Raw genomic sequence first — 21433 nt, forward strand, 5'->3', positions numbered from 1 at the left:
CACTTATCACGTGAATAAGTTGCAGGCAAATATCAGCCGATTACCTTGCGACCGCGGTAGAAACCGTCGGCAGTGATGTGGTGACGCAGGTGAGTTTCACCAGAAGTCTTGTCCACAGACAGAGTGGAAGTGGTCAGAGCGTCATGTGAACGACGCATGCCACGTTTAGAACGGGTTGGTTTATTCTGTTGTACGGCCATGGACCTTACTCCTTAAGTACTTTTCTTTAAACTCGCTAATACGGCAAATGGATTTGGTTTCTCCGCCTCTGCAGGCAGTTTACCAAACACCATGTCCGCGTCGGACACTTCACAGTGTTCAGATTCATGTACCGGAACGACAGGCAGAGAAAGAATAATTTCGTCTTCAATCATTGCCAGCAAATCAACTTCGCCAAAATCATCGACTTCGATCGGCTCGTACGCTTCCGGTAATGCCTCAGCCTGCTCATCGTTATGGACAGGACTAAAACAATACGTTGTGTGAACCTGATGTTCAAACGTCTTACCGCATCTCTGGCATTCCAGAGTAACAGCAACATCGGAGTGGCCGGTAATCACAGCCAGGCGCTGATTGTCGATATTAAACGACAAAGAGGTTTGTACGTCAGAATCCACGCTAACCACTGATTGGGCAACCCGCGTCACCTGTTCTGCAGCATAGACACCTGTATAGTCTAAACGCTTCTGGGCAGTGCGGACCGCATCAACGGTCAGGGGTAATTTTACTTTTTGCATAGGGCGCGCATATTAACTTTGTAACGACATAGAGTCAAAGAAAAAGGCCTTTAAACCGCACCTTTCACCAATATTCGCTTCCACAGCGGCCGACAGTTTAAAATGTGCGATTCAATAACGCTACGCTTTGTGAAAAAAAATTATGCAAACATCACCGAAAAAAATTCTTTTAGCCTCCACTTCTGTCTACCGGAAAGCACTTCTGGCAAAAACCGGCCTCGAATTCTTAAGCGCATCTCCCGATATTGATGAAACACCGGTCGCGGGCGAAAAACCTGATGAACTGGTGAAACGGCTGGCTCAGTCTAAAGCTTCTTTACTGGGCGAAGACTATCAGGAACACCTGATTATCGGCTCTGACCAGGTTTGCGTAATCGACGGGCATATCACCGGCAAGCCTCATACCTTCGAAAATGCCTTCCGCCAACTACACGCAGCGAGCGGAAAAACAGTGACGTTTTATACCGGCCTCAGCCTTTATGATAGCCAGAAGAAACAGGCGCAGACATTGTGCGAAACCTTTGAGGTTGTCTTCCGGGCATTAACAGACGAAGAGATTTCAGGTTATTTGCATCGCGAACAACCTTACGATTGCGCCGGAAGTTTTAAATCCGAGGGGCTGGGTATCACGTTATTTGACAGCCTTTCAGGGCGCGACCCGAATACGCTGATTGGATTACCACTCATTGCCCTGCTGGGTTTGTTACGGGTGCACGGCGTAAATCCGCTTTTATAGGTAGACAGAAAGGAAAGGAGGCGCAACCTGTGCGCCCCTACTTATTATGTAATGCAGAATCGTTAACGCGAAGTGCTTTTACTACGCAGAATTTTCAGGCAGTTACGCAGTTTGGTATCCATCGGCGCTTCAATACGCAGTGTTTCACCGGTGTTTGGATGTTCAAATCGTAAAGCCGCAGCGTGCAGGAATAAACGATTCAATCCCGTGCCTGCCAGCTTCGCGTCAAAATCACGCTCGCCGTAGCGGTCATCAAAAGCAATCGGATGCCCCGCATGCAGGGCATGAACACGAATCTGGTGCGTTCTGCCTGTTACCGGGCTGGCTTTCACCAGTGTTGCGAATTCATAACGCTCTTCAATTTTGAAACGCGTTTCAGAAGGCTTACCTTCAGCATTAACCCGGACAACACGCTCGCCACTTTGTAAAATATTCTTCAGTAATGGCGCCTGCACGACTTTGCAATGCGAAGGCCATTCACCGCGAACCAGCGCCAGATAATCTTTCTGCATACTTTTCACACGCAGTTGCTCGTGCAAAGAACGCAACGCTGAACGTTTCTTGGCGACGAGCAACACGCCTGACGTATCACGGTCCAGACGGTGGACTAATTCCAGAAAACGCGCTTCAGGACGTAATGCACGTAATCCTTCGATAACGCCAAAGCTCAGGCCGCTACCACCGTGAACCGCGGTGCCAGAAGGCTTATTCAGTATTAATAAGTAATCGTCTTCATACAATATACAGTCTGTCAGTGCGGCGACTTTATCCAGTTTGGCAGAAACCGGCACTTCATCCCTTTCGGCTACGCGAACAGGCGGCACACGCACTTCATCACCCGCTAATAACTTATATTCAGGCTTAATTCTTTTCTTATTAACCCGGACTTCGCCCTTACGCACGATGCGATAAATCATGCTTTTCGGCACGCCTTTAAGGATTTTGAGTAAGAAGTTGTCGATGCGCTGACCGGCTTCATCTTCAGAAATGGGGATTAATTGTACAGTTGGGTTCTCAGTTTTCATGGCTCGCGATTCTAAATATCCGGCACGGTTCGCGCCACTGATTTTTATGTGCTTAACTCTTACTTTACCAGTAACTGCTGAGGAAAACCTGCCCGCTTCACCTGTTTTTATAGAATACAAAAGTTAAGACAATGCGGCACATATCTCATTGAGGTAAATATCTTACCCCCATGGGAAAAGTCACCTTGCTATCAGAGTGCCTGCAATGGAATAATGAAGTCACTTTCGGCGTTGTTTCTCTTAAGTTAGGGAAAACGCAGGAATTATACATTTGCCTGATCGCACAAAAACGCAGCAATGGCGTAAGACGTAATGTGAAATCAAGCAATTAGCGGGCTGCGGGTTGCAGCTTGGCCGGCGAACGGAATGAGATCTGTTAACGTAAATTCAGAAGCTATTCCCCTAATAAAAGTGCTGCTTTCATAACGCTGGTGTCTTTAATACAGCAAAAGCAGACTTACCGAAATAATGCGCCCCTATGCAAGCGACAGCCGTGAGGTTGACGATTTGCGAGAAGACTCGGGGCCAACGGTTTATCCGGTCATGAGGTCATTTTGCCCGCAGCTCTGTCAATAATGGAATAATAATGAGTAAGTTAAGATGAAAAGAATGTTGATCAACGCGACTCAGCAAGAAGAGTTGCGCGTTGCCTTGGTAGATGGACAGCGACTGTATGATTTGGATATTGAAAGTCCGGGCCATGAGCAGAAAAAAGCGAACATTTACAAAGGTAAAATCACCCGCATTGAACCAAGTCTGGAAGCGGCATTCGTAGATTACGGTGCGGAAAGGCATGGTTTCCTCCCTCTGAAAGAAATCTCCCGCGAATATTTCCCAAGTAACTATTCCTCCCATGGCCGCCCGAACATCAAAGATGTTTTGCGCGAAGGTCAGGAAGTGATCGTTCAGGTTGATAAAGAAGAGCGTGGAAATAAAGGCGCAGCGCTGACGACGTTTATCAGCCTGGCCGGTAGTTACCTGGTTCTGATGCCAAACAATCCACGTGCTGGGGGAATTTCCCGCCGTATTGAAGGCGACGACCGTACAGAATTGAAAGAAGCGCTGTCTTCACTGCAATTACCTGATGGCATGGGTCTGATTGTTCGTACCGCCGGCGTTGGCAAATCTGCTGAAGCTCTGCAGTGGGATCTGACTTTCCGCCTCAAGCATTGGGATGCCATCAAGAAAGCCGCTGAAGGCCGCCCTGCACCTTTCCTGATTCATCAGGAAAGTAATGTTATCGTCCGCGCATTCCGTGATTACCTGCGCCCGGACATCGGTGAAATCCTCATCGATAACCCTAAAATTCTCGATCTGGCAAAAGAGCACATTGCTGCACTTGGCCGTCCTGATTTCAGCAGCAAAATCAAACCTTACGTTGGTGAGATCCCGCTGTTCAGTCATTATCAGATTGAATCCCAGATTGAATCTGCTTTCCAGCGTGAAGTGCGCCTGCCTTCCGGCGGCTCGATTGTTATCGACAGCACCGAAGCCCTGACGGCTATCGACATCAACTCCGCACGTGCAACCCGTGGCGGCGATATCGAAGAAACCGCATTCAATACCAACCTTGAAGCAGCCGATGAAATTGCCCGTCAGTTACGTCTGCGTGACCTCGGTGGTTTGATTGTTATCGACTTCATCGATATGACGCCAGTTCGCCACCAGCGCGAAGTGGAAAACCGTCTGCGTGATGCTGTTCGTCAGGACCGCGCGCGTATTCAAATCGGTCGTATTTCCCGCTTTGGTTTGCTGGAAATGTCCCGTCAGCGCCTCAGCCCTTCACTGGGTGAATCAACGCACCACATCTGCCCACGTTGCGCAGGTACAGGTACCGTTCGTGATAACGAGTCCCTGTCGCTATCGATTCTGCGTCTGATTGAAGAAGAAGCGCTGAAAGAAAATACCAAAGAAGTTCATGCAATCGTTCCGGTTCCTATCGCTTCTTACCTGCTGAACGAAAAACGTGAATCGGTGAATGCCATCGAAAAACGTCAGGGCGGTGTCCGTGCAGTGATCGTTCCAAATGATCAGATGCAAACCCCGCACTACCATGTTCTGCGCGTACGTAAAGGCGAAGAAATCTCTGCACTGAGCTATCTGTTGCCACAAATTCACGAAGCGGAAATGCTGCAACCCTCTGAAGAGTTGCCAACTGAGCGTCGTCGCCCTGAGCAACCTGCACTGGCTGCGTTTGCCCTGCAAAGTGAAGCGCCTCCGTCCACCTTTGAGCAGGAAACAGCTGTTGAAGAACCGGTTAAAACCCGTACCACAACGGTTAATGCGCCAGCCGCACCAGCTGCTGAGAAATCCGGTTTTGTCAGCCGTCTGCTGAGCAGGCTGAAAAGCTTATTCGCACCGGAGCCACAGCAGGAAGTTAAACCTGTTGAAGCGCCGAAAGAAGCTGAAGCCACTGAAACAGAAAATCGTCGCAACAACGAACGCCGTAACCAGCGTCGTCAGGGCGGACGTCGTGATCGCAACGGTGAACGTGGCGAACGCAATGATCGTGGCAACCGTGGTGAAGGCCGTGAGAATAATCGTGATAATCGTGGCGAAAGCCGTGACAACCGCGAAAATAATCGCGAGCAGCGTGATGATCAACGCCGCAATCGTCGTAATCAGGAACCTGTTGTTAGCGAAAGCCGTAATGAAGATGTTGAAACTGCACCGCGTGAAGAGCAGCAGCAACAACCTCGTCGTGAGCGTTCGCGTCGCCGTTCTGAAGATAAGCGCAAAACACAGACTGAAGAAAAAATTCAGGATGCTGTTGTTGTAGAGCAAATCGCCGCGCCGGTCAGTGATGAAACGGAACAAGAAGATCGTCAACCAGCTCAGCGTCGTCAGCGTCGCCAGTTAATGCAGAAAGTTCGCTTTGAATCAGAAGAAGTTGATCACGAAGCAGAAGCTGCTGCACAGTTGCTGATTACCGGTACCCGCCCTGCGGCTCCCACATTTACTGAACAGGCACCTTCTGAAACGGAAGCTGTTAATGCAGCTGAAAGCGAAGAAAACCTGAATGACAACAACCGTGAAAACGGTATGCCACGTCGCTCACGTCGTTCTCCACGCCATCTGCGTGTAAGCGGTCAGCGTCGTCGTCGTTATCGTGATGAGCGTTACCCTACTCAGTCGCCAATGCCTCTGACCGGTGCGTTTGTTTCTCCTGAAATGGCGTCAGGCAAGGTCTGGATCACTTACCCGGTTGCGCAGTCATCTGAACAAAAATTTGCAGAAACTGAAACGCCAGAAGTGCTGACACAACAGGTTGAAATCGCTCAGGTCAATACGCCGGTTCTGAATGAAACAATTGAAGTTGAAGCCGCGCCGGTTGAGCAAACTCTTGCGGTTGAAGCAGTACCGGTTACTGAAGCTGTACAGTCGGAAGCACCAGCCGAAGAAAATGTTGTGCCTGAAATTGCACAGCCTGTTGCCGAAGAACCTGTTCTGGTTGAACCTGAAACTGCAGAGCCAGTTGAAGAGACACCGAGTGTAGAGGTTCCACCACAAGCTCACGAACCAGTTGTTGTTGAACCAGCGCCTGTTGTTGCTGAACCTGAAGTTCAGGATCCGGTAACCGCAGAACCTGAAGTTAACGCCGAGCCTGTTGCGCCGGTACAGCACGCCGCAGAAACAGCGCCAGAGGTGAAAGCGCCTGCTCATGTTGAAACTTCTGTCTCTAAAACTGTCGTTGCTGAACCACGCTTTAAGCATCATGCCACTGCACCGATGACCAGGGCGCCAGCGCCTCAGTATGTTCAGGAACCAGCCCGCCACAGCGACTGGGTTCGTCCTGAATTTGGTTTCGAGGGTAAAGGTTCCGCCGGCGGCCACGCAGCAGTAAGCACTGCGACGGCGCCAGCAAGCAAACCTGAAATGCCTTCTGAGTGATGCATTGAAAATGCTATAAACTAAAAACCCGCTTCGGCGGGTTTTTTATTATTGAGTGGTAATAACTGACTGAGTGAACCGTTTTCAGGCCAGAGTTTTCAGGCGGCGGATAGTGAGTTCCTCCAGCTTACCTTCGAGACTTTTGGCGAAATGCTGAAAATGTTCTGTCTTGTTGTGCTGATTCAGCGCTTCCTCGGAAGCCCAACGTTCGTAAAACACGAATGTCCCTTCCTTATCAAGATCCCCGTGCAGTTCATACTGCAGGCACCCAACCTCCTGACGGCTGGGTTCAATAACGTCAAGCAAAGCTTCTGTTACCTGTTTTTTAAACTCTGGTTTAGCAACAATTGTGGCAACAACTCTGATTTCCATACTGGTTCTCCTGTTGTTTTTTTGTCTTGCTTCCACATTGCCTGGAAGCACTTTGACTAAAATCTATGTCCACTATGAACCTTTCGATACATTGATTTCAATACGAACTTTATTTAACAGATGCAACACAACAGTTTTACGCTTATTCTTGTTCCCCGCCGTTAATGCTCCCATTACCGCACCTGATTCCCAACATCTTGTCTCTCAATGCCGGAGTTTTGCCTGATGACCGCCACACCGCAAGTTTTGAAAATCCGCCGCCCAGATGACTGGCATATTCACCTTCGTGATGATGAAATGCTCAGCACCGTTCTGCCTTTCACCAGTGAAGTCTTTGGCCGCGCGATTGTTATGCCCAACCTGACGCCTCCGGTGACGACTGTCGCAGCGGCAATTGCCTACCGCGAACGTATTATGGCAGCACTGCCGAAAGAACATAACTTCACCCCGTTGCTGACCTGCTATCTGACGGACTCTCTGGATCCCGATGAAATCTCCCAGGGTTTCGAGCAAGGTGTTTTCACTGCCGCAAAACTCTATCCGGCCAATGCAACGACAAACTCTCAGCACGGCGTTTCGGACGTTAAGGGAATCTATCCGGTGCTGGAGCGCATGCAAAAAATTGGCATGCCTTTACTTATTCACGGTGAAGTGACTCACAGCGAAGTGGATATTTTCGACCGGGAAGCGCGTTTTATTGATGAAGTGATGGATCCGGTGCGCCGCCAGTTTCCTGAATTAAAAATCGTATTCGAGCACATTACGACTAAAGAAGCGGCGCAGTATGTTATGTCCGGCAATCAGTATCTCGGCGCGACCATTACGCCTCAGCATCTGATGTTTAACCGCAACCACATGCTGGTTGGTGGTGTACGCCCTCACCTGTTCTGCCTACCCATCCTGAAACGTAACGTTCATCAGCAGGCACTGCGTGAAGTCATTGCCAGTGGCGCTGACCGCTTCTTCCTGGGCACAGATTCTGCACCACATACCAAAGGCCGCAAAGAATCTAGCTGCGGTTGTGCGGGCTGTTTCAACGCACCACTGGCACTTTCTGCTTACGCGACCGTTTTCGAAGAAATGAATGCACTTCAGCATTTTGAAGCTTTCTGCTCCCTGAATGGCCCGCGTTTCTATGGTTTGTCACTCAATGAAGATTTTATTGAGCTGACGCGTACATCCGTTACACAACCAGAAGAAATTGCGCTGGGCAACGAATCCGTTGTGCCATTCCTCGCAGGACAAACGCTCAACTGGAAAGTGACTTCGTACTAAAATACGATTCTGTACAACTCTGTATTGCGCACACCTCGATTTGACTGTATAAATATACAGTCAAATCTATTCGGGAGGTCCTATGCGTGTTGAAGTCACAATCGATAAAACCAAGCCTCTGCCTGCGGGTGCGTTAGACGCCTTATCGGGTGAATTGAGTAAAAGAATTAACAAACAGTTTTCTGATCGCGAAAATAAAATTCAGGTTCGCTACGCCGGTGCAAATAGCTTGTCCGTACTGGGCGGGGCCAAAACAGATCGTGATCTTATCGAAGAAATTCTCCAGGAAACCTGGGAAAGCGCTGATGACTGGTTTTCAAACCAGAATGATGAGTAACTGTATGAATTTTCGAAGAACAAGCTTTCATTCTATACTCTATTAATAATAATCAGGTTTATTAAAACCCGCCGTAAGGCTATTTGCGTATTTCACCGGGCGTCGCAGTCCGGTTTTTTCACTCTCTTTTATGTATAAAAAACACTCAGAAAAAAAAGTAATTTAGGTTAATCTTCAGAATATTCTGATCCCCGCATTATCGATACAAATTATTTACAATTAAAACCCCGCAAACCTCTCCATAAATTGATTTAACTGTTTATACTGAAATAGCTCACCCGATAATGAGCCGCATTGATCCTCAGATAGTCACTCACGTCAGTCACTACAATATAAGGGGTCTATATGGACAGAAATGATGAAGTTATTCAGACACACCCGCTTGTTGGTTGGGATATCAGTACCGTCGACTCTTATGACGCCATGATGATACGTCTTCATTACCTGTCTTCAAAAGACCAGACACCCGAGGATGCTCAGGTAGACAGAACTTTATGGTTAACTACCGACGTTGCCAGGCAGCTGATCAATATTCTTGAAGCCGGTATCGAAAAGATAGAATCTAACGAGTACGAATACAGTGATCACCGAAAACACTAAGCTTTACCTGTCAGCCTGAGGCACCAGCGATTTCATCCTGGTGCCTTTTTCTTTGCCTCCGCTCCCTTGCGTTCTCTGCCGTAAACTCACTATCATGCCCGAAGTCAATTTGTTAAAAAATTTCGACAGAGGAGAATTTGGTTATGGATTATGATCTCATCATCGTTGGCAGCGGTTCAGTCGGGTCGGCTGCGGGCTATTACGCCACGCGTGCCGGGCTGAAAGTGCTGATGATAGACAGCGCAATACCTCCTCATCAGGCAGGCAGCCATCACGGCGAAACGCGGCTTATCCGCCATGCGTATGGTGAAGGTGCCCGTTACGTTCCCATGCTGCTAAGAGCACAAACGCTCTGGAATGAACTGACAGAGCTAAGCGGTGATAAAGTATTTCACCGCAGTGGCGTGTTGAATATTGGCCCTGAAGATTCCGAATTCATCGGCAATGTGAAAACTAGCGCTGAAACCTACAACCTGAACACACAGTCTCTTAGCGCGGCTGAAATTCGCGAAAAATGGCCGCTGTTTACTTTACCAGACGGCTATTGCGGCGTTTTCGAACCTGACTCAGGTTATCTGCAAAGCGAAATCGCCATCAGCGCCTACATCCGCCTCGCGCGCGAAGCGGGCTGTGCGCAGCTGTTCAACTGCCCGGTCGACGATATCCGTTGGATTGATGGCGGTGTTGAGGTCTCCACAATCGATGGCGTTTATCATGGCAAAAAATTGGCCGTGACCGCCGGAACCTGGGTGACAAAAATCCTTCCCGAACTGCCCGTGAAACCTTTGCGTAAAGTTTTTGCCTGGTTTCATGCCGATGGTCGTTACAGCGAGGAAAATCACTTCCCGGCCTTCACGCTCGAAACCCAACAAGGGGACCAGTATTACGGCTTCCCTTCCGTAAAAGATTCCTTAAAGCTCGGAAAACATAATGGTGGTCAGTGGATCACAGAGCCGCAAGAGCGCAAAACTTTCGGCGGATTCAGCCAGGACGGAACCGAATCTTTCAACTTTTTCCGCCACTTTTTGCCGGGTGTTGGGGTAAGTTTACGCGGCGCGTCATGTACTTACGACATGACAGAAGATGAAAATTTCATTATCGATAGATTGCCGGGCAGAGAAAATACACTGGTCATTTCAGGCTTAAGCGGCCACGGATTTAAATTTGCCAGCGTATTAGGTGAAATAGTGACTGATTTCGCTAACAATCATCCTATTCCTTTCGAGCTTGAACCTTTCTCCCTTTCCCGATTCAATTAATGTAAAGATGTTTCAACCGTCGTTAATATTCTTTCGACGGTTGTCATTTTATTTCCGTGAAGAGTTATTTTTAAGTTTCACTTTGAACGAGATCAATAGACCGGTATTTCCGAATTGACAGCATTATAGAAAAAAATCTATGCTAGATGCAGAAATCACAGGAGTGGTTTCCACGCGTAAATGATACGCCTGAACAAGGACGTCGAATGAAACTCTCTATTATTGAACCCTGTGGATTCACCCGGTTAGGAATTTTCTCTTATCTTGTTGAGAATAATAATCTCGACATTATTGATACTGTGAATATTTCTCAAGCACTCAATTCACTGACAGAATTTCAACCTGACGTTATTCTCGTGAATATGACGCAGCATTGTCATAATGCTGAATTATCATTGGAGTTAAAGGCTTTCTTTGATTTCCGCCATACCGCCAGAATATACTGTTATATCGATGCGAATTATCCGGACAGTGATGAACCGATTGCTATCACGCGCGAAGTTTTCGTTCTCAATAAACAGTCATTAACGCAATTATTACAAGAGATTGCCGCAGCCCCTGAATCCTTTATGCCGGTAAATAACTTCGGCATTCCAAGAACCCTGTTTAGCGACCAGGAAATTCTGGTGATGGGATACTGGATGTCAGAAATGCCGAACTACCGGATTGCCAGAAAATTAAATATCAGCAGCCGCACCGTGTATGTTCATAAGCGCCATCTGGCTCAGAAAATTAAAGTCCGGAACCGGCTGGAATTCTGTTTTATTTACAATCTGATCAAGTATTTATTCTGGCCGATTGATGACATTTCTGCGACGCCGATTAGCCGCCAGATTAAAGACGATCTGTTAATGATTTACAAAGCACACAGCTAAGTCATTCACATAATGCCCTGAACAATCAGGGCATTTTTATATTCTTGCCTCCCTATTTTTCCATTACGTTTCACGCACTCAGACATCAGCGGATTAGGCTGTTGCACTCTGCCGGCAGAGGCATACAATAATCTTAAAATTAGCAGCCTTATCTTGAGCAGCCTCATAAAATGAAACACTCCGCTTCTGAAGATGTCACCCCAACAGAAATTACAGAAACGTTGCTTTCCGTAATCCGTCTGATGCGCAAACAAGTGGACGCGGCAATGTCCGCTCAGGGCCTATCCCTGGCTCGCGGAAAACTACTGTCCGCCATCGCGCATGAAGGTACCTGCCGCCCCGCAGAACTGGCTCTGGTGCTTCAGCAATCTCCCCGAACCATTACCGATGCAATTGATGCCATGGACAGGGACGGTTTACTGGTGCGCAGTCGTCATCCGACAGATCGCCGTTCACAATTGCTGGAATTAACGGAAGCCGGAAAACAGGCGTTAGAGCAGACTAAAAAACCGAAGCAGGATGCTATCGACCGGTTGTTTGACGGGCTGGATTTACCGGCCCGTCAGCAACTCATGGACTCTTTGCAAAGTATTGAAACGCGTGCAGTGCGCATTGAAGAGTTAAACAAGCTTTAGCGTTTTTGAGCGGCGCCATCGCCCAGCAGTACGGCAATCTTATGCCCGGCCGCCGTGGGTTCTAGCGCTATTTTCAGCACGATGGTCAGTGGCACGGAGAGCAGCATTCCGACCGGCCCCATCAACCATCCCCAGAAAATCAGGGACATAAAGACCACCAGCGTCGAAAGCCCCAACCCGCGCCCCAGAATTTTGGGGTCGATGATGCTGCCAAAAACAAGGTTAATCAGCACATATCCACCTGCCAAAACAATCCCTTCACTGAAACCGTTGAACAAGAACGCCTGGATAATCGGCGGGATTGCCGCCAGAAAAGAACCAATATTGGGAATGTAATTCAGCGCAAACGCCAGCATTCCCCACAGAAACGCAAACCGGATCCCTGTCGCTGCCAGCAGCGCCCAGACCGCCAGCCCGGTGACCACGCTGATTAACGTTTTGATCACCAGATAACGCGTCACGCTGTCGAGCGCCCGCTGAACGTTTGCCATCCCCTTTCCCGGTTCATCCGACATCTGTTCAATTTTATACGGCAACTGCGGCACTTCGAGCAGCATAAAAGCTACCGTCATCAGTAACAGAAACAAACCTGCCATCGCGTTAGATAGATAGCTGATGAGTTTACTGACCAGGTTCAACGTTGCTGCCGGGTCGATATAGCTGGCCAGCTGTTCAGGCGATAACGTCAGGTCTCGTTGCCCGGACAGTTCTTCGAGATAACTGAGCTTTTCGACGATCAGGCCGCGATACTGCGGCAGCGTGCGGGCAAATTCATTGAGCGTCACCAGCAGTTTGGTGGTCATGAAAACCATCAGGCAGATCACCAGCGTCGCCACCAGCAAAACGGCGAGTGCGCGCGGCACCCGACATTTCCCCAACAGCACAATCAGCGGATTCAAAACAAAAGCCAAAAACAGCGCCAGAATGAAGGGCACGATGATGTCCGCCGCAGATTTAATTCCCGCGAAAATCACCACCAGCATCGCCATCATTACGACGATTTTCAGTCCCTGAGTCGTCACGATCGTTTTACGCAAATCTTCCTCCTGATGCTGCCCGGTTTCTTAACGGGATTTCACCCATTCCCGCAGACGCTGAATATGCACATACAGCGACGGGATAAACAAGATCCCTACCGTCGTGGACAACAGCATTCCGCTAAATACCGTGACGCCAATAATGTGCCGGCTCATCGCACCGGCACCCGTCGCCAGTACCAGCGGTAAGACGCCCAGAATGAACGAGATCGCGGTCATCATGACGGCACGGAAGCGTTGCTTCGCACCATCCTGCGCCGCTTCGCGGATGGTTGCGCCCTCTTCCCTTCTGGCTTTCGAAAACTCGACAATCAGTATGGCATTTTTCGCCGCCAGCCCGATTAACAACACCATACCAATCTGAGCATATACGTCGTTGCTGAGCCCGGCCAGATGCAGGCCACCGATAGCACCAAACACCGCAAAGATCACCGAAATCATCACCACCAGCGGTATGCTCCAGCTTTCATATTGAGCGACCAGGAAGAGATAGGCAAAAAGCAGCGCCGCGGCATAAATCACAATAGCCTGACCGCCCGCCTGAATTTCCTGCAACGACATCCCGGTCCACTGATAACCATAACCGTCGGGCAGTTTCTCGCTCAGGATATGTTCCATTTGCGTCATCGCCTCCCCTGAACTCACGCCCGGCGCAGCGGAGCCGCTGATCGCCAGTGACGGGAACTGATTATATTGCGTGATAAATGGTGCGCCGAGAGACGGCGTCAGACTGACCATTTTCCCCAGACTAACCAGAGAACCGTTATCGCTGCGCACGGTCAGCGTCGAGATTTGATCTGCACGCTGGCGATCTTCCATCTCATTTTGCATCTGCACGTTGAACAAACGGTTGTTGATGATGAAATCGCTGACGTTAATCCCACCGAGCGATGTCTGCAACGTACCGAAGATCCGGCTGACCGGTACCTGCAATTGCGCGGCGCGATCGCGATCCACGCTGAGTGCAATTTCAGGAACGGACGCACTGAATGTCGTGAAGACACGGCTCAGCTGCGGATCCTGATTGGCCGCCTGAATCAGCGCCTGTCCGGTCGCCGCCAGCTCCTGCGGTGATTGTCCGCGTAATGCCTGTAAGCGCAAATCCAGCCCGGACGCAGTACCCAGCCCGGAAATGGCTGGCGGGTTTATCGCCATAATCATCGCAGAAGGAATGCCCGCCATCGCCGGTTGTAACCGTCCGATGACCTGATCCACACTGCTGCGCTCACCCCAGGGTTTCAGCAAAACAATACCAAAGGCTGAATTCGGTGAACTCCCGCCGCTCAGCAGGCTGAATCCGCTGATCGCGATGACATCTTCAACCGCATCATCTTTCCCGAGGATCGCCTTCATCTGTCCGAGAACCGTATCGGTACGGTTAAGGGAAGCGCCGTCCGGTAACTGCACATTCACGAAGAAATAGCCCTGATCTTCATCTGGCAGGAAAGATTTCGGCAAACTGCTGTAACCCCATGCGCACAAACCGGCGATCACAATCACGCTCACAATACTGGTCAGCACATTTTTGCTGATCCCACGTGCGGCTTTGACATAGGTATCGCGCATGCTGTCCAGCCCGTTATTAAAAAGCTGGAAGAAGCGTGCAGGTTTCTCCTGACGGGGCTTGAGCAATGTTGCGCACAGCGCCGGAGTCAGCGTTAATGCGTTAATACTGGAAAGCACCACCGACGCAGAAAGCGTCACCGCAAACTGACGGTACAGCGCACCGGTAATCCCCGGCAGCACGGCAATCGGCACGAATACCGCCAGCAGAACCACGGTAGTGGCAATAACCGGTCCGGCAATTTGTTTCAGTGCCAGACGGGTTGCGGCTACTCGCCCGAGCGACGGGTCTTCTACCATCAGCCGTTCGACATTTTCGACCACGACAATCGCATCATCGACCACGACCGTCAGCGCCAGAATAATAGCGAACAGACTCAGTGTATTGGCCGAATAACCAAAGATGTAGAGCACGGCAAAAGTGCCGAGCAAAGAGACGGGAATGGTCAGCGCAACAATGAACGTCGCGCGCAAACTTTGCAGGAACAGGAAAACAATGGTCAGAACGACGATGAACGTCAGCACCAAAGAAACAACGATTTCATCCAGCGTCGCGCTGACAAACCGTGTGGAGTCGAATTTGATTTCATAGGTCAGGTCGTCTGGGAAATAACTCGCCTGACGTTCCATTTCCGCGCGCACCGCATTCGCCACATTCAGCGCATTGGCACCCGGTGCAGGATAAACTGACAGGAAGGCGGACGGCGTCTGATTCAGCGTGGCGTTGACCTGATAATCCTGCGCACCCAGTTCTATACGCGCGACGTCATGCAAACGCACCGTCCCGCCGTTGGCATTTTTGCGCACAATAATATTGCCGAACTCTTCCGGTGTACTCAGACGTCCGGCCCCGCTGATGGTCAGCGTTTGTTGCTGCAGGGACGGACTTGGCGAAGCGCCAATCTGACCGGCCGCCGCCTGTACATTCTGGCTCTGGATTGCCGAACTGATTTCCATGCTGCTGACATCCAGCGCTTCCATCTTGCGCGGGTCTAGCCAGATTCGCATGCTGTAGTCACGGGAACCAAACACGCGGACGTCGCCGACGCCGTCAATACGCGCTAAAGCATCGCGCAGCTGAATGCTGGCGAAATTGCTGATAAACAGCATGTCGTGGGTATGTTTCGGGGATAACAGGCTGATCCCGAGTAAAATATTGGATGCCTGCTTACGCACGGAAACGCCGGAACTCAGCACTTCCGGCGGGAGTTGAGAACTGACCTGAGAGATACGGTTTTGCACTTCAACCGCCGCAGTATCAGGATCCGTTCCGCTGGCAAAGGTGATCGTCAGCGAGTAACTGCCGTTATTGCCGCTGTTCGACGACATATAGAGCATGTTGCTGACGCCGTTAACCTGCGCTTCAATGGGCGCGGCAACAGATTCTGCGACGTCACGCGCACTGGCGCCGGGGTAAATCGCGCTGACAGAGACGACGGGTGGCGTGATGTCCGGATATTGTTCCACCGGGATCACCTTGAGTGCCACGGCACCAATCAGCGCCGTGACCAGCGCGATGACCATCGCAAAGCGCGGTCTTTTAATGAATTGCTCGAGCATCGTTATTCCTTAACCTTTCTTTGCCGGCGTCGCAGGAACACCCAAGGCGTCGCGCGTATTCACTTTCATTCCTGGCTGGATCCATTGCAGCCCTTCGGTGACCACTTTTTCTCCTCCCTGCAAACCTTCCAGAACAAAATATCCCTGTCCGGTCTGCGCATCCAGGCGAACTGGCCGTTTCTCAACCTGCTGCTCAGCATTCACCAGCAAAACAAAGTGGCCGGTGGTGTCCTGCTGTAAAGCCGCGGCTGGCAGAACCGGAAGTTTCTGTCCGGAGCGTGGTGCGGCCAGCACATTAACGGAGCCACCCGGCAACAAACGGTGATCCGGATTCTCAACGGTCAGCCTGACGGGCAACGTGCCGGTTTGCGTATCAATGCGGTTTCCCAGGGATTCAAACTTCGGTGTTTTCAGGTACGGCGAACCATCTGATAAACGCAGCGAAAGCGTCATATTATCCGCCGCGAAAGCGTCCTCAAGCGAACCGCTGCTCTGGCTGGCACTGAGCACATCGCGTTCGTTAACTGAAATCACCACACGAACTGGATCGAGCTGAACAATTTCAGTCAGCGCGCCGCTCGCCGGATTCACCAGACTGCCGGTGTGATAATGGCTCACGCCAATGCGCCCGGAAATAGGTGCCGTAATGCGGGTAAAGCTCAGCTGTAATTCCTGAGTTTTCAGCGCGGCCTGAGCCTGCGCGACGGCGGCACGGGCAGTATCACGCGCAGCAAGTGCAGTATCGACATCCGACTGGCTGACCGTCCGTGCATCGCCCAGACGCTGAATACGGTTCAGGTGTGTCTGCGCATGTCGGGCCGTGGCGTTCGCACTGTCGAGCTGAGCTTTCGCTTGCGCGACTGCGGAGTGATGCAGTCCGGGGTCGATTTCGTAAAGGACATCCCCTTCTTTAACCAGCTGACCTTCCTGGAAAGCTCTCCTGGAAATAAAACCTTCCGTGCGGCTGACAACATTCACCGCCTGAACAGCTTCAAGGCGGCCGAGATAAGTGCGGCTGACGCCATCAGTTTGCGTTGCGATAGTCGATGTCGTCACCGTCGGAACAAATTGCGCATTCACGACAACCGGAAGAAATAAAAACAGGGCCAGCAGCGGGGATAAAACTGCATGACGGCATATTGCAGGAAACATAGTGTCACTCTCCGTGTCAGGTCGGATGCCGGTTCTGTTGGGTCAGGAAAGTGCACGCACCGGCTAATATCCATTTTAGTAGATAAAAAAATTCCTAATCAGAATTTTCGGTGATTATAGAGGTGATGACTTTCTATAAACTGATCCCGATCAGTTTGCGTAATATCCTGAGATTTCTTTACGTTATATTTAAGAAATATTTAGAATTAATATTCAGACGAGACTTAATCCGTAAATCAGATAACGTTTTTTATTTAACAACCTTCCAAAAATAACAATCACGGATGAAATTATTTTTTTACTCAAATTTTTAGTAATAAAGCAATCTTTACCGTCTATGACAAAACCTGACAAACCCGCATAGCAACTGGGTTTGTAACTACACCAACCTGCCCGTCTATTCAAAAACGAATAAGCTGAACAAGATAACCTCAATCAATTCAAAAATAATGAACAAGTTAAATTAATTGGCTATTTTGAAAATAATAGTTTGCCAGAATGTTTCCAAATGTTTATTTTCCAAAAAATAACTCTCACGATGAGCAACCAAATTATGTTTTGGAAAAATACGACTTTGCGCTTCGGGCATATTTCAATTCTGATCCACTGGATTGTTGCGCTGGCCGTTTACGGACTTTTCGCGCTGGGATTGTGGATGGTGGGGCTGGGCTATTACGACACCTGGTATCACCGCGCGCCGGAAATTCATAAAAGCATTGGCGTGCTGGTTTTCGCGGCCATGGTATTCCGGCTGGCCTGGCGCTTTATTTCGCCGCCACCAAAACCGCTGGCCAGCTACAGTGCCAAAACCCGGCTCGGGGCGTGGCTCGCGCATGTTCTGCTTTTTGCCGGTCTGTTCGGGATCCTGCTCAGCGGCTATCTCATTTCGACCGCAGAAGGCCAGCCGGTCAGCGTTTTCGGCTGGTTTGACATTCCGGCCACCCTGTTTGGGCTGGAGCAACAGGCGGATATCGCCGGCACCGTACATCTGTGGATGGCGTGGGGAATTGTAATTATCTCTGCGTTCCACGCGCTGGCCGCACTCAAACATCATTTCATCGACCGCGACAGCACGCTGACACGCATGCTGGGGCGCTGAACTGTTTCACCTTGCGATTCACTTAATGGATAAATGGAGAATAACCATGCTGAAAAAAACCACTCTGGGCCTGACACTGGCATCCCTGTTGCTGGCCGCAGGCACCGCAAGTGCGGCGAATTACAAAATCGACAAAGAAGGACAGCACGCTTTTATTGAGTTCCGCATCAAGCATCTGGGCTACAGCTGGCTTTATGGCAGTTTTAACGATTTTGACGGCGGCTTTACCTTTGACGAGAAAGACCCGGCAGCGGATAAAGTGAACGTGACCATCAATACCACCAGCGTGTTCACGAACCATGCCGAGCGTGATAAACATCTGCGCAGCGCGGAATTCCTCAATGTGAGCAAGCATCCGCAGGCCACATTTAAATCCACGTCGGTGAAAAAAGAGGGTGATAACCTGGCCGTTACCGGTGATTTCACCCTGAATGGCGTGACGAAACCTTTAACCTTGCAGGCTAAATTGCTGGGTCAGGGTAAGGATCCGTGGGGCGGTTATCGCGCCGGGTTTGAAGCCGCAGGCACGATTGCGCTGAAGGACTACGGGATTACCACCGATCTCGGCCCTGCATCGCAGGATGTCGAGCTGATCATATCCGTGGAAGGCGTGCAGGAGAAGTAATCCGCATCGCCAAAACAAAAGGCCCTGACGATATCAAACCGTCAGGGCCTTTTTTACGACTGCTCAAAAGCTCAGTCGTTTTCCGGAGCCGGAATGTGCATGGTTGTTTGCAACAGTCCTTTGGACTTGTTGAAAATCTTAATCCCATTTTCACGGCCAGCGCGCAGCGCACGCTGTTCTTCAACCGGCAGTTTCAGCTCAGTCATACAGATTTCGCTGCAACACCCCTCGAACTTCGCCGCACAGCTTGGACACTGAATGAACAGCAAATGGCAGCCATCATTTTTACAGTTGGTATGGTTATCGCATGCCGCGCCACACTGGTGACAATGCGCAATCACATCGTCAGAAATGCGTTCGCCCATGCGCTCATCAAAGACAAAGTTTTTGCCTTTGAATTTAACCGGCAAACCCTGCTCTTTCGCACGGCGAGCATATTCGATAATGCCACCTTCCACGTGATATACGTTTTTAAAACCGTTATGCAGCATGTAGGCGCTGGCTTTTTCACAGCGAATACCGCCGGTGCAATACATGACGATTTTCTTGTCTTTGTCTTCTTTCAGCATATCAACGGCCATTGGCAGCTGATCGCGGAAAGTGTCAGACGGGACTTCAATCGCTTTATCGAAATGCCCCACTTCATATTCGTAGTGGTTACGCATATCGACAAACAGCGTGTCCGGGTCGTCAATCATGGCGTTGACCTGTTCGGCTTTCAGATACTCGCCGATATTCGACGGGTCAAACGACTCATCATCGATGCCGTCCGCCACAATACGGTCACGCACTTTCAGACGCAGAACCCAGAAGGATCTGCCGTCATCTTCCAGCGCCACGTTCAGGCGGATGTTATCCAGCGCAGGATGGCTGGAAAATAGCTCGGTTTTGAACGCGTCAAACTGGCTTTGCGGAACGCTGATCTGCGCGTTAATCCCTTCTTTTGCCACGTAAATACGGCCAAACACATTCAGGCGTGTCAGGCTGATATACAGGGCATCGCGAAAAGCTTTCGGATCTTCGAGCTGAAAATACTTATAAAAAGAAACAGTCGTGCGCGGCTCGCTCTCAGCCAACATGCGCGCTCTGAGTTCCTCGTTAGAAATACGGTTATGTAACACTGGCATGGTGTACGTTCCTGTCTTTCAGGGGGATTTAACTATTGGAAACCAATAAGCTACTTTTGAAGCGGCAAGATTATACATTAAAGCAACACGAACGACATCTTCCGTTGCAAATTCATCACAAGTAAAACACCTGCTGCACCTTGCCCTTTCACTAAATACGGTAACCTATTCTCAGATGTTATCCATACTTGTGATCTATCCACCACACTGATTTCTTAAGGGGCAAGAAACATGAGCAAGCTTTTCGAACCAATTTCTTTGGGCAGCCTGATGCTCCCTAACCGCATTGTTATCGCACCAATGTGCCAGTATTCCTCCGACGAGGGGAAAGCGACTTCGTGGCACCACGCGCATCTCGGGCAATTGTCATTTTCCGGCGCCGGTCTGCTGATCCTCGAAGCCACAGCGGTGGAAGCCGTCGGGCGTATTTCAGCGCAGGATTTAGGGCTGTGGGATGATGAAACCGAAGCTGCGTTGAAAGGACTGATCGACGGCCTGCGCGAAAACAGCAATATTCCTCTCGGTTTACAGCTCGGCCACGCAGGACGCAAAGCCTCTCACGCCGCACCGTGGAAAGGCGGCGCGCAAATTTCTCAGTCCGCCGGTGGCTGGCAAACCGTCGCACCTTCCGCTATTCCGTTTGCCGAAGGAACGGAAGCGCCCGCGGCGCTTACTGCTGAACGTATCAGCGAACTGAAAAAAGCGTACGTGGATAGCGTACGACGTGCCGACCGCCTCGGATTTGATCTGCTGGAACTGCACGGTGCGCACGGTTATCTCCTGCACCAGTTCCTGTCTCCGCTTTCCAACCAGCGTACCGATCAGTACGGCGGTTCTCTGGAAAATCGTATGCGCCTGCTGCTGGAAATCTTCCAGGAAATTCGCGCGGCCTTCCCGGCGGATAAACCTATCGGCGTGCGCATCTCCGCCACCGACTGGGTAGAAGGCGGTTGGGATCTGGAGCAATCCATCGAACTCGCCAAAGCACTGGATAAGCTGGGTTGCAGTTATATTCATGTGTCCAGCGGCGGCCTGAGCCAGCATCAGAAAATCGCCGTAGGGCCAAATTATCAGGTGCCATTCGCCGACAGCATCAAACAGCACGTCAAAATGCCGGTGATCGCCGTGGGCTTAATCACTGAACCGGAACAGGCGGAAGCCATTGTCGGCACCGGACAGGCGGATATGATCGCACTGGCACGCGGTATTTTGTATAACCCACGCTGGCCATGGCACGCCGCTGCAAAACTCGGGGCAAAAGTTTATGCACCGAAACAGTACTGGCGCAGCGAACCTCACAGCGTGAAAGGATTATTCCTGCCGGAATAATCCCGGGCAGTTGACTAAACGTGATCACGGACAGCCCCCGGGCTGTCCGTTTCATTGACAAAAAGCCGTTCTCTGCGGATATTTGATTCGAAGACGCATGGAGAAAACAGCTGAACTGTTCACAAATAAATCACATTGTTTTTCATTCATGCAGTCCATAAGTTAAATGAGGTATTAGTGCCGTGAATTTTCACCTGAT

The 21433-nt window shown here is 50.2% G+C and carries 19 protein-coding genes; 11 read left to right on the plus strand and 8 right to left on the minus strand.

Annotated features, from left to right (window positions below; genetic code table 11):
* Positions 1 to 32: 32 nt before the first annotated feature.
* Together rpmF and yceD are read right to left on the minus strand one after the other, a co-directional pair.
* Positions 33 to 200, minus strand: coding sequence for a 50S ribosomal protein L32 (gene rpmF, locus ACLBVC_RS00895; protein WP_013576249.1), 168 nt, complete (start codon positions 198 to 200; stop codon positions 33 to 35).
* 12 nt (positions 201 to 212) lie between these two features.
* Entirely contained in the window at positions 213 to 737 is a 525-nt protein-coding gene (gene yceD, locus ACLBVC_RS00900; RefSeq protein WP_195822849.1) for a 23S rRNA accumulation protein YceD, read from the minus strand.
* A 142-nt stretch (positions 738 to 879) separates the two neighbouring features.
* On the opposite strand from yceD, the gene ACLBVC_RS00905 reads away from it, so the two are divergent.
* Positions 880 to 1473 (plus strand): Maf family protein, encoded by a 594-nt coding sequence (locus tag ACLBVC_RS00905; protein WP_410147557.1) that lies wholly within the window; start codon positions 880 to 882, stop codon positions 1471 to 1473.
* 62 nt (positions 1474 to 1535) lie between these two features.
* On the opposite strand, the gene rluC is transcribed toward ACLBVC_RS00905, so the two are convergent.
* Positions 1536 to 2498, minus strand: a complete 963-nt coding sequence (gene rluC, locus ACLBVC_RS00910; RefSeq protein WP_410147558.1) for a 23S rRNA pseudouridine(955/2504/2580) synthase RluC — start codon at positions 2496 to 2498, stop codon at positions 1536 to 1538.
* Between the two features lie 600 nt (positions 2499 to 3098).
* Here rluC and rne point away from each other — a divergent pair.
* Complete coding sequence (gene rne, locus ACLBVC_RS00915) at positions 3099 to 6389, plus strand: ribonuclease E (protein WP_410147559.1); 3291 nt, start codon at positions 3099 to 3101, stop codon at positions 6387 to 6389.
* Between the two features lie 84 nt (positions 6390 to 6473).
* On the opposite strand, the gene ACLBVC_RS00920 is transcribed toward rne, so the two are convergent.
* A complete protein-coding gene (locus tag ACLBVC_RS00920) occupies positions 6474 to 6761 on the minus strand; it encodes a putative quinol monooxygenase (protein ID WP_410147561.1) in 288 nt (95 codons plus the stop codon).
* Positions 6762 to 6986: 225 nt separating this feature from the next.
* Between ACLBVC_RS00920 and pyrC the strand changes: the two genes are divergently transcribed.
* From pyrC to ACLBVC_RS00950, 6 genes are all read left to right on the plus strand, one after another.
* Positions 6987 to 8036: a dihydroorotase gene (pyrC, locus tag ACLBVC_RS00925; protein WP_410147562.1), complete on the plus strand. Its 1050-nt coding sequence runs from the start codon at positions 6987 to 6989 to the stop codon at positions 8034 to 8036.
* Between the two features lie 82 nt (positions 8037 to 8118).
* On the plus strand, positions 8119 to 8373 hold the full coding sequence (gene dinI, locus ACLBVC_RS00930; RefSeq protein ID WP_013576257.1) for a DNA damage-inducible protein I: 255 nt from the start codon (positions 8119 to 8121) through the stop codon (positions 8371 to 8373).
* 345 nt (positions 8374 to 8718) lie between these two features.
* Positions 8719 to 8973: a biofilm formation regulator BssS gene (gene bssS, locus ACLBVC_RS00935; protein ID WP_013576258.1), complete on the plus strand. Its 255-nt coding sequence runs from the start codon at positions 8719 to 8721 to the stop codon at positions 8971 to 8973.
* 143 nt (positions 8974 to 9116) lie between these two features.
* On the plus strand, positions 9117 to 10232 hold the full coding sequence (gene solA / locus ACLBVC_RS00940) for an N-methyl-L-tryptophan oxidase (protein WP_410147563.1): 1116 nt from the start codon (positions 9117 to 9119) through the stop codon (positions 10230 to 10232).
* 146 nt (positions 10233 to 10378) lie between these two features.
* Complete coding sequence (locus tag ACLBVC_RS00945) at positions 10379 to 11107, plus strand: LuxR C-terminal-related transcriptional regulator (RefSeq protein WP_410147564.1); 729 nt, start codon at positions 10379 to 10381, stop codon at positions 11105 to 11107.
* A 170-nt stretch (positions 11108 to 11277) separates the two neighbouring features.
* On the plus strand, positions 11278 to 11742 hold the full coding sequence (locus tag ACLBVC_RS00950) for a MarR family winged helix-turn-helix transcriptional regulator (RefSeq protein WP_410147565.1): 465 nt from the start codon (positions 11278 to 11280) through the stop codon (positions 11740 to 11742).
* Here ACLBVC_RS00950 and ACLBVC_RS00955 read toward each other — a convergent pair.
* Genes ACLBVC_RS00955 through ACLBVC_RS00965 form a run of 3 tightly spaced genes read right to left on the minus strand, consistent with a single transcriptional unit; the run spans position 11739 to position 17054 of the window.
* The gene (locus ACLBVC_RS00955) at positions 11739 to 12779 is read right to left on the minus strand and encodes an AI-2E family transporter (RefSeq protein WP_410147567.1); all 1041 of its coding nucleotides are present in this window, start codon (positions 12777 to 12779) and stop codon (positions 11739 to 11741) included. The genes ACLBVC_RS00950 and ACLBVC_RS00955 overlap by 4 nt on opposite strands.
* A gap of 27 nt (positions 12780 to 12806) precedes the next feature.
* Positions 12807 to 15902 (minus strand): efflux RND transporter permease subunit, encoded by a 3096-nt coding sequence (locus ACLBVC_RS00960; RefSeq protein WP_410147569.1) that lies wholly within the window; start codon positions 15900 to 15902, stop codon positions 12807 to 12809.
* 9 nt (positions 15903 to 15911) lie between these two features.
* The gene (locus tag ACLBVC_RS00965; protein WP_410147570.1) at positions 15912 to 17054 is read right to left on the minus strand and encodes an efflux RND transporter periplasmic adaptor subunit; all 1143 of its coding nucleotides are present in this window, start codon (positions 17052 to 17054) and stop codon (positions 15912 to 15914) included.
* 553 nt (positions 17055 to 17607) lie between these two features.
* On the opposite strand from ACLBVC_RS00965, the gene ACLBVC_RS00970 reads away from it, so the two are divergent.
* Together ACLBVC_RS00970 and ACLBVC_RS00975 are read left to right on the plus strand one after the other, a co-directional pair.
* A complete protein-coding gene (locus ACLBVC_RS00970) occupies positions 17608 to 18153 on the plus strand; it encodes a cytochrome b (protein WP_410147571.1) in 546 nt (181 codons plus the stop codon).
* Between the two features lie 46 nt (positions 18154 to 18199).
* Entirely contained in the window at positions 18200 to 18778 is a 579-nt protein-coding gene (locus tag ACLBVC_RS00975) for a YceI family protein (RefSeq protein ID WP_101077223.1), read from the plus strand.
* A gap of 71 nt (positions 18779 to 18849) precedes the next feature.
* Here ACLBVC_RS00975 and trhO read toward each other — a convergent pair whose 3' ends face one another.
* Entirely contained in the window at positions 18850 to 19905 is a 1056-nt protein-coding gene (gene trhO / locus ACLBVC_RS00980; RefSeq protein WP_410147572.1) for an oxygen-dependent tRNA uridine(34) hydroxylase TrhO, read from the minus strand.
* A 231-nt stretch (positions 19906 to 20136) separates the two neighbouring features.
* On the opposite strand from trhO, the gene ACLBVC_RS00985 reads away from it, so the two are divergent.
* Positions 20137 to 21234: an NADH:flavin oxidoreductase/NADH oxidase gene (locus tag ACLBVC_RS00985; RefSeq protein WP_410147573.1), complete on the plus strand. Its 1098-nt coding sequence runs from the start codon at positions 20137 to 20139 to the stop codon at positions 21232 to 21234.
* The last annotated feature ends 199 nt before the right edge of the window (positions 21235 to 21433 follow it).

Source organism: Rahnella selenatireducens (assembly GCF_046449555.1).
GTDB lineage: Bacteria > Pseudomonadota > Gammaproteobacteria > Enterobacterales > Enterobacteriaceae > Rahnella > Rahnella selenatireducens.

Bases quoted from the DNA above. Each gene is read 5' to 3' on its own strand.
- solA (WP_410147563.1), top strand. From the start codon at position 9,117: ATGGATTATGATCTCATCATCGTTGGCAGCGGTTCAGTCGGGTCGGCT.
- rne (WP_410147559.1), top strand. From the start codon at position 3,099: ATGAAAAGAATGTTGATCAACGCGACTCAGCAAGAAGAGTTGCGCGTT.
- ACLBVC_RS00945 (WP_410147564.1), top strand. From the start codon at position 10,379: ATGCAGAAATCACAGGAGTGGTTTCCACGCGTAAATGATACGCCTGAA.
- ACLBVC_RS00965 (WP_410147570.1), bottom strand. From the start codon at position 17,054: ATGTTTCCTGCAATATGCCGTCATGCAGTTTTATCCCCGCTGCTGGCC.
- ACLBVC_RS00970 (WP_410147571.1), top strand. From the start codon at position 17,608: ATGTTTTGGAAAAATACGACTTTGCGCTTCGGGCATATTTCAATTCTG.
- bssS (WP_013576258.1), top strand. From the start codon at position 8,719: ATGGACAGAAATGATGAAGTTATTCAGACACACCCGCTTGTTGGTTGG.
- yceD (WP_195822849.1), bottom strand. From the start codon at position 737: ATGCAAAAAGTAAAATTACCCCTGACCGTTGATGCGGTCCGCACTGCC.
- ACLBVC_RS00950 (WP_410147565.1), top strand. From the start codon at position 11,278: ATGAAACACTCCGCTTCTGAAGATGTCACCCCAACAGAAATTACAGAA.
- ACLBVC_RS00975 (WP_101077223.1), top strand. From the start codon at position 18,200: ATGCTGAAAAAAACCACTCTGGGCCTGACACTGGCATCCCTGTTGCTG.
- ACLBVC_RS00960 (WP_410147569.1), bottom strand. From the start codon at position 15,902: ATGCTCGAGCAATTCATTAAAAGACCGCGCTTTGCGATGGTCATCGCG.
- ACLBVC_RS00985 (WP_410147573.1), top strand. From the start codon at position 20,137: ATGAGCAAGCTTTTCGAACCAATTTCTTTGGGCAGCCTGATGCTCCCT.
- ACLBVC_RS00905 (WP_410147557.1), top strand. From the start codon at position 880: ATGCAAACATCACCGAAAAAAATTCTTTTAGCCTCCACTTCTGTCTAC.
- pyrC (WP_410147562.1), top strand. From the start codon at position 6,987: ATGACCGCCACACCGCAAGTTTTGAAAATCCGCCGCCCAGATGACTGG.
- ACLBVC_RS00920 (WP_410147561.1), bottom strand. From the start codon at position 6,761: ATGGAAATCAGAGTTGTTGCCACAATTGTTGCTAAACCAGAGTTTAAA.
- rpmF (WP_013576249.1), bottom strand. From the start codon at position 200: ATGGCCGTACAACAGAATAAACCAACCCGTTCTAAACGTGGCATGCGT.
- rluC (WP_410147558.1), bottom strand. From the start codon at position 2,498: ATGAAAACTGAGAACCCAACTGTACAATTAATCCCCATTTCTGAAGAT.
- trhO (WP_410147572.1), bottom strand. From the start codon at position 19,905: ATGCCAGTGTTACATAACCGTATTTCTAACGAGGAACTCAGAGCGCGC.
- dinI (WP_013576257.1), top strand. From the start codon at position 8,119: ATGCGTGTTGAAGTCACAATCGATAAAACCAAGCCTCTGCCTGCGGGT.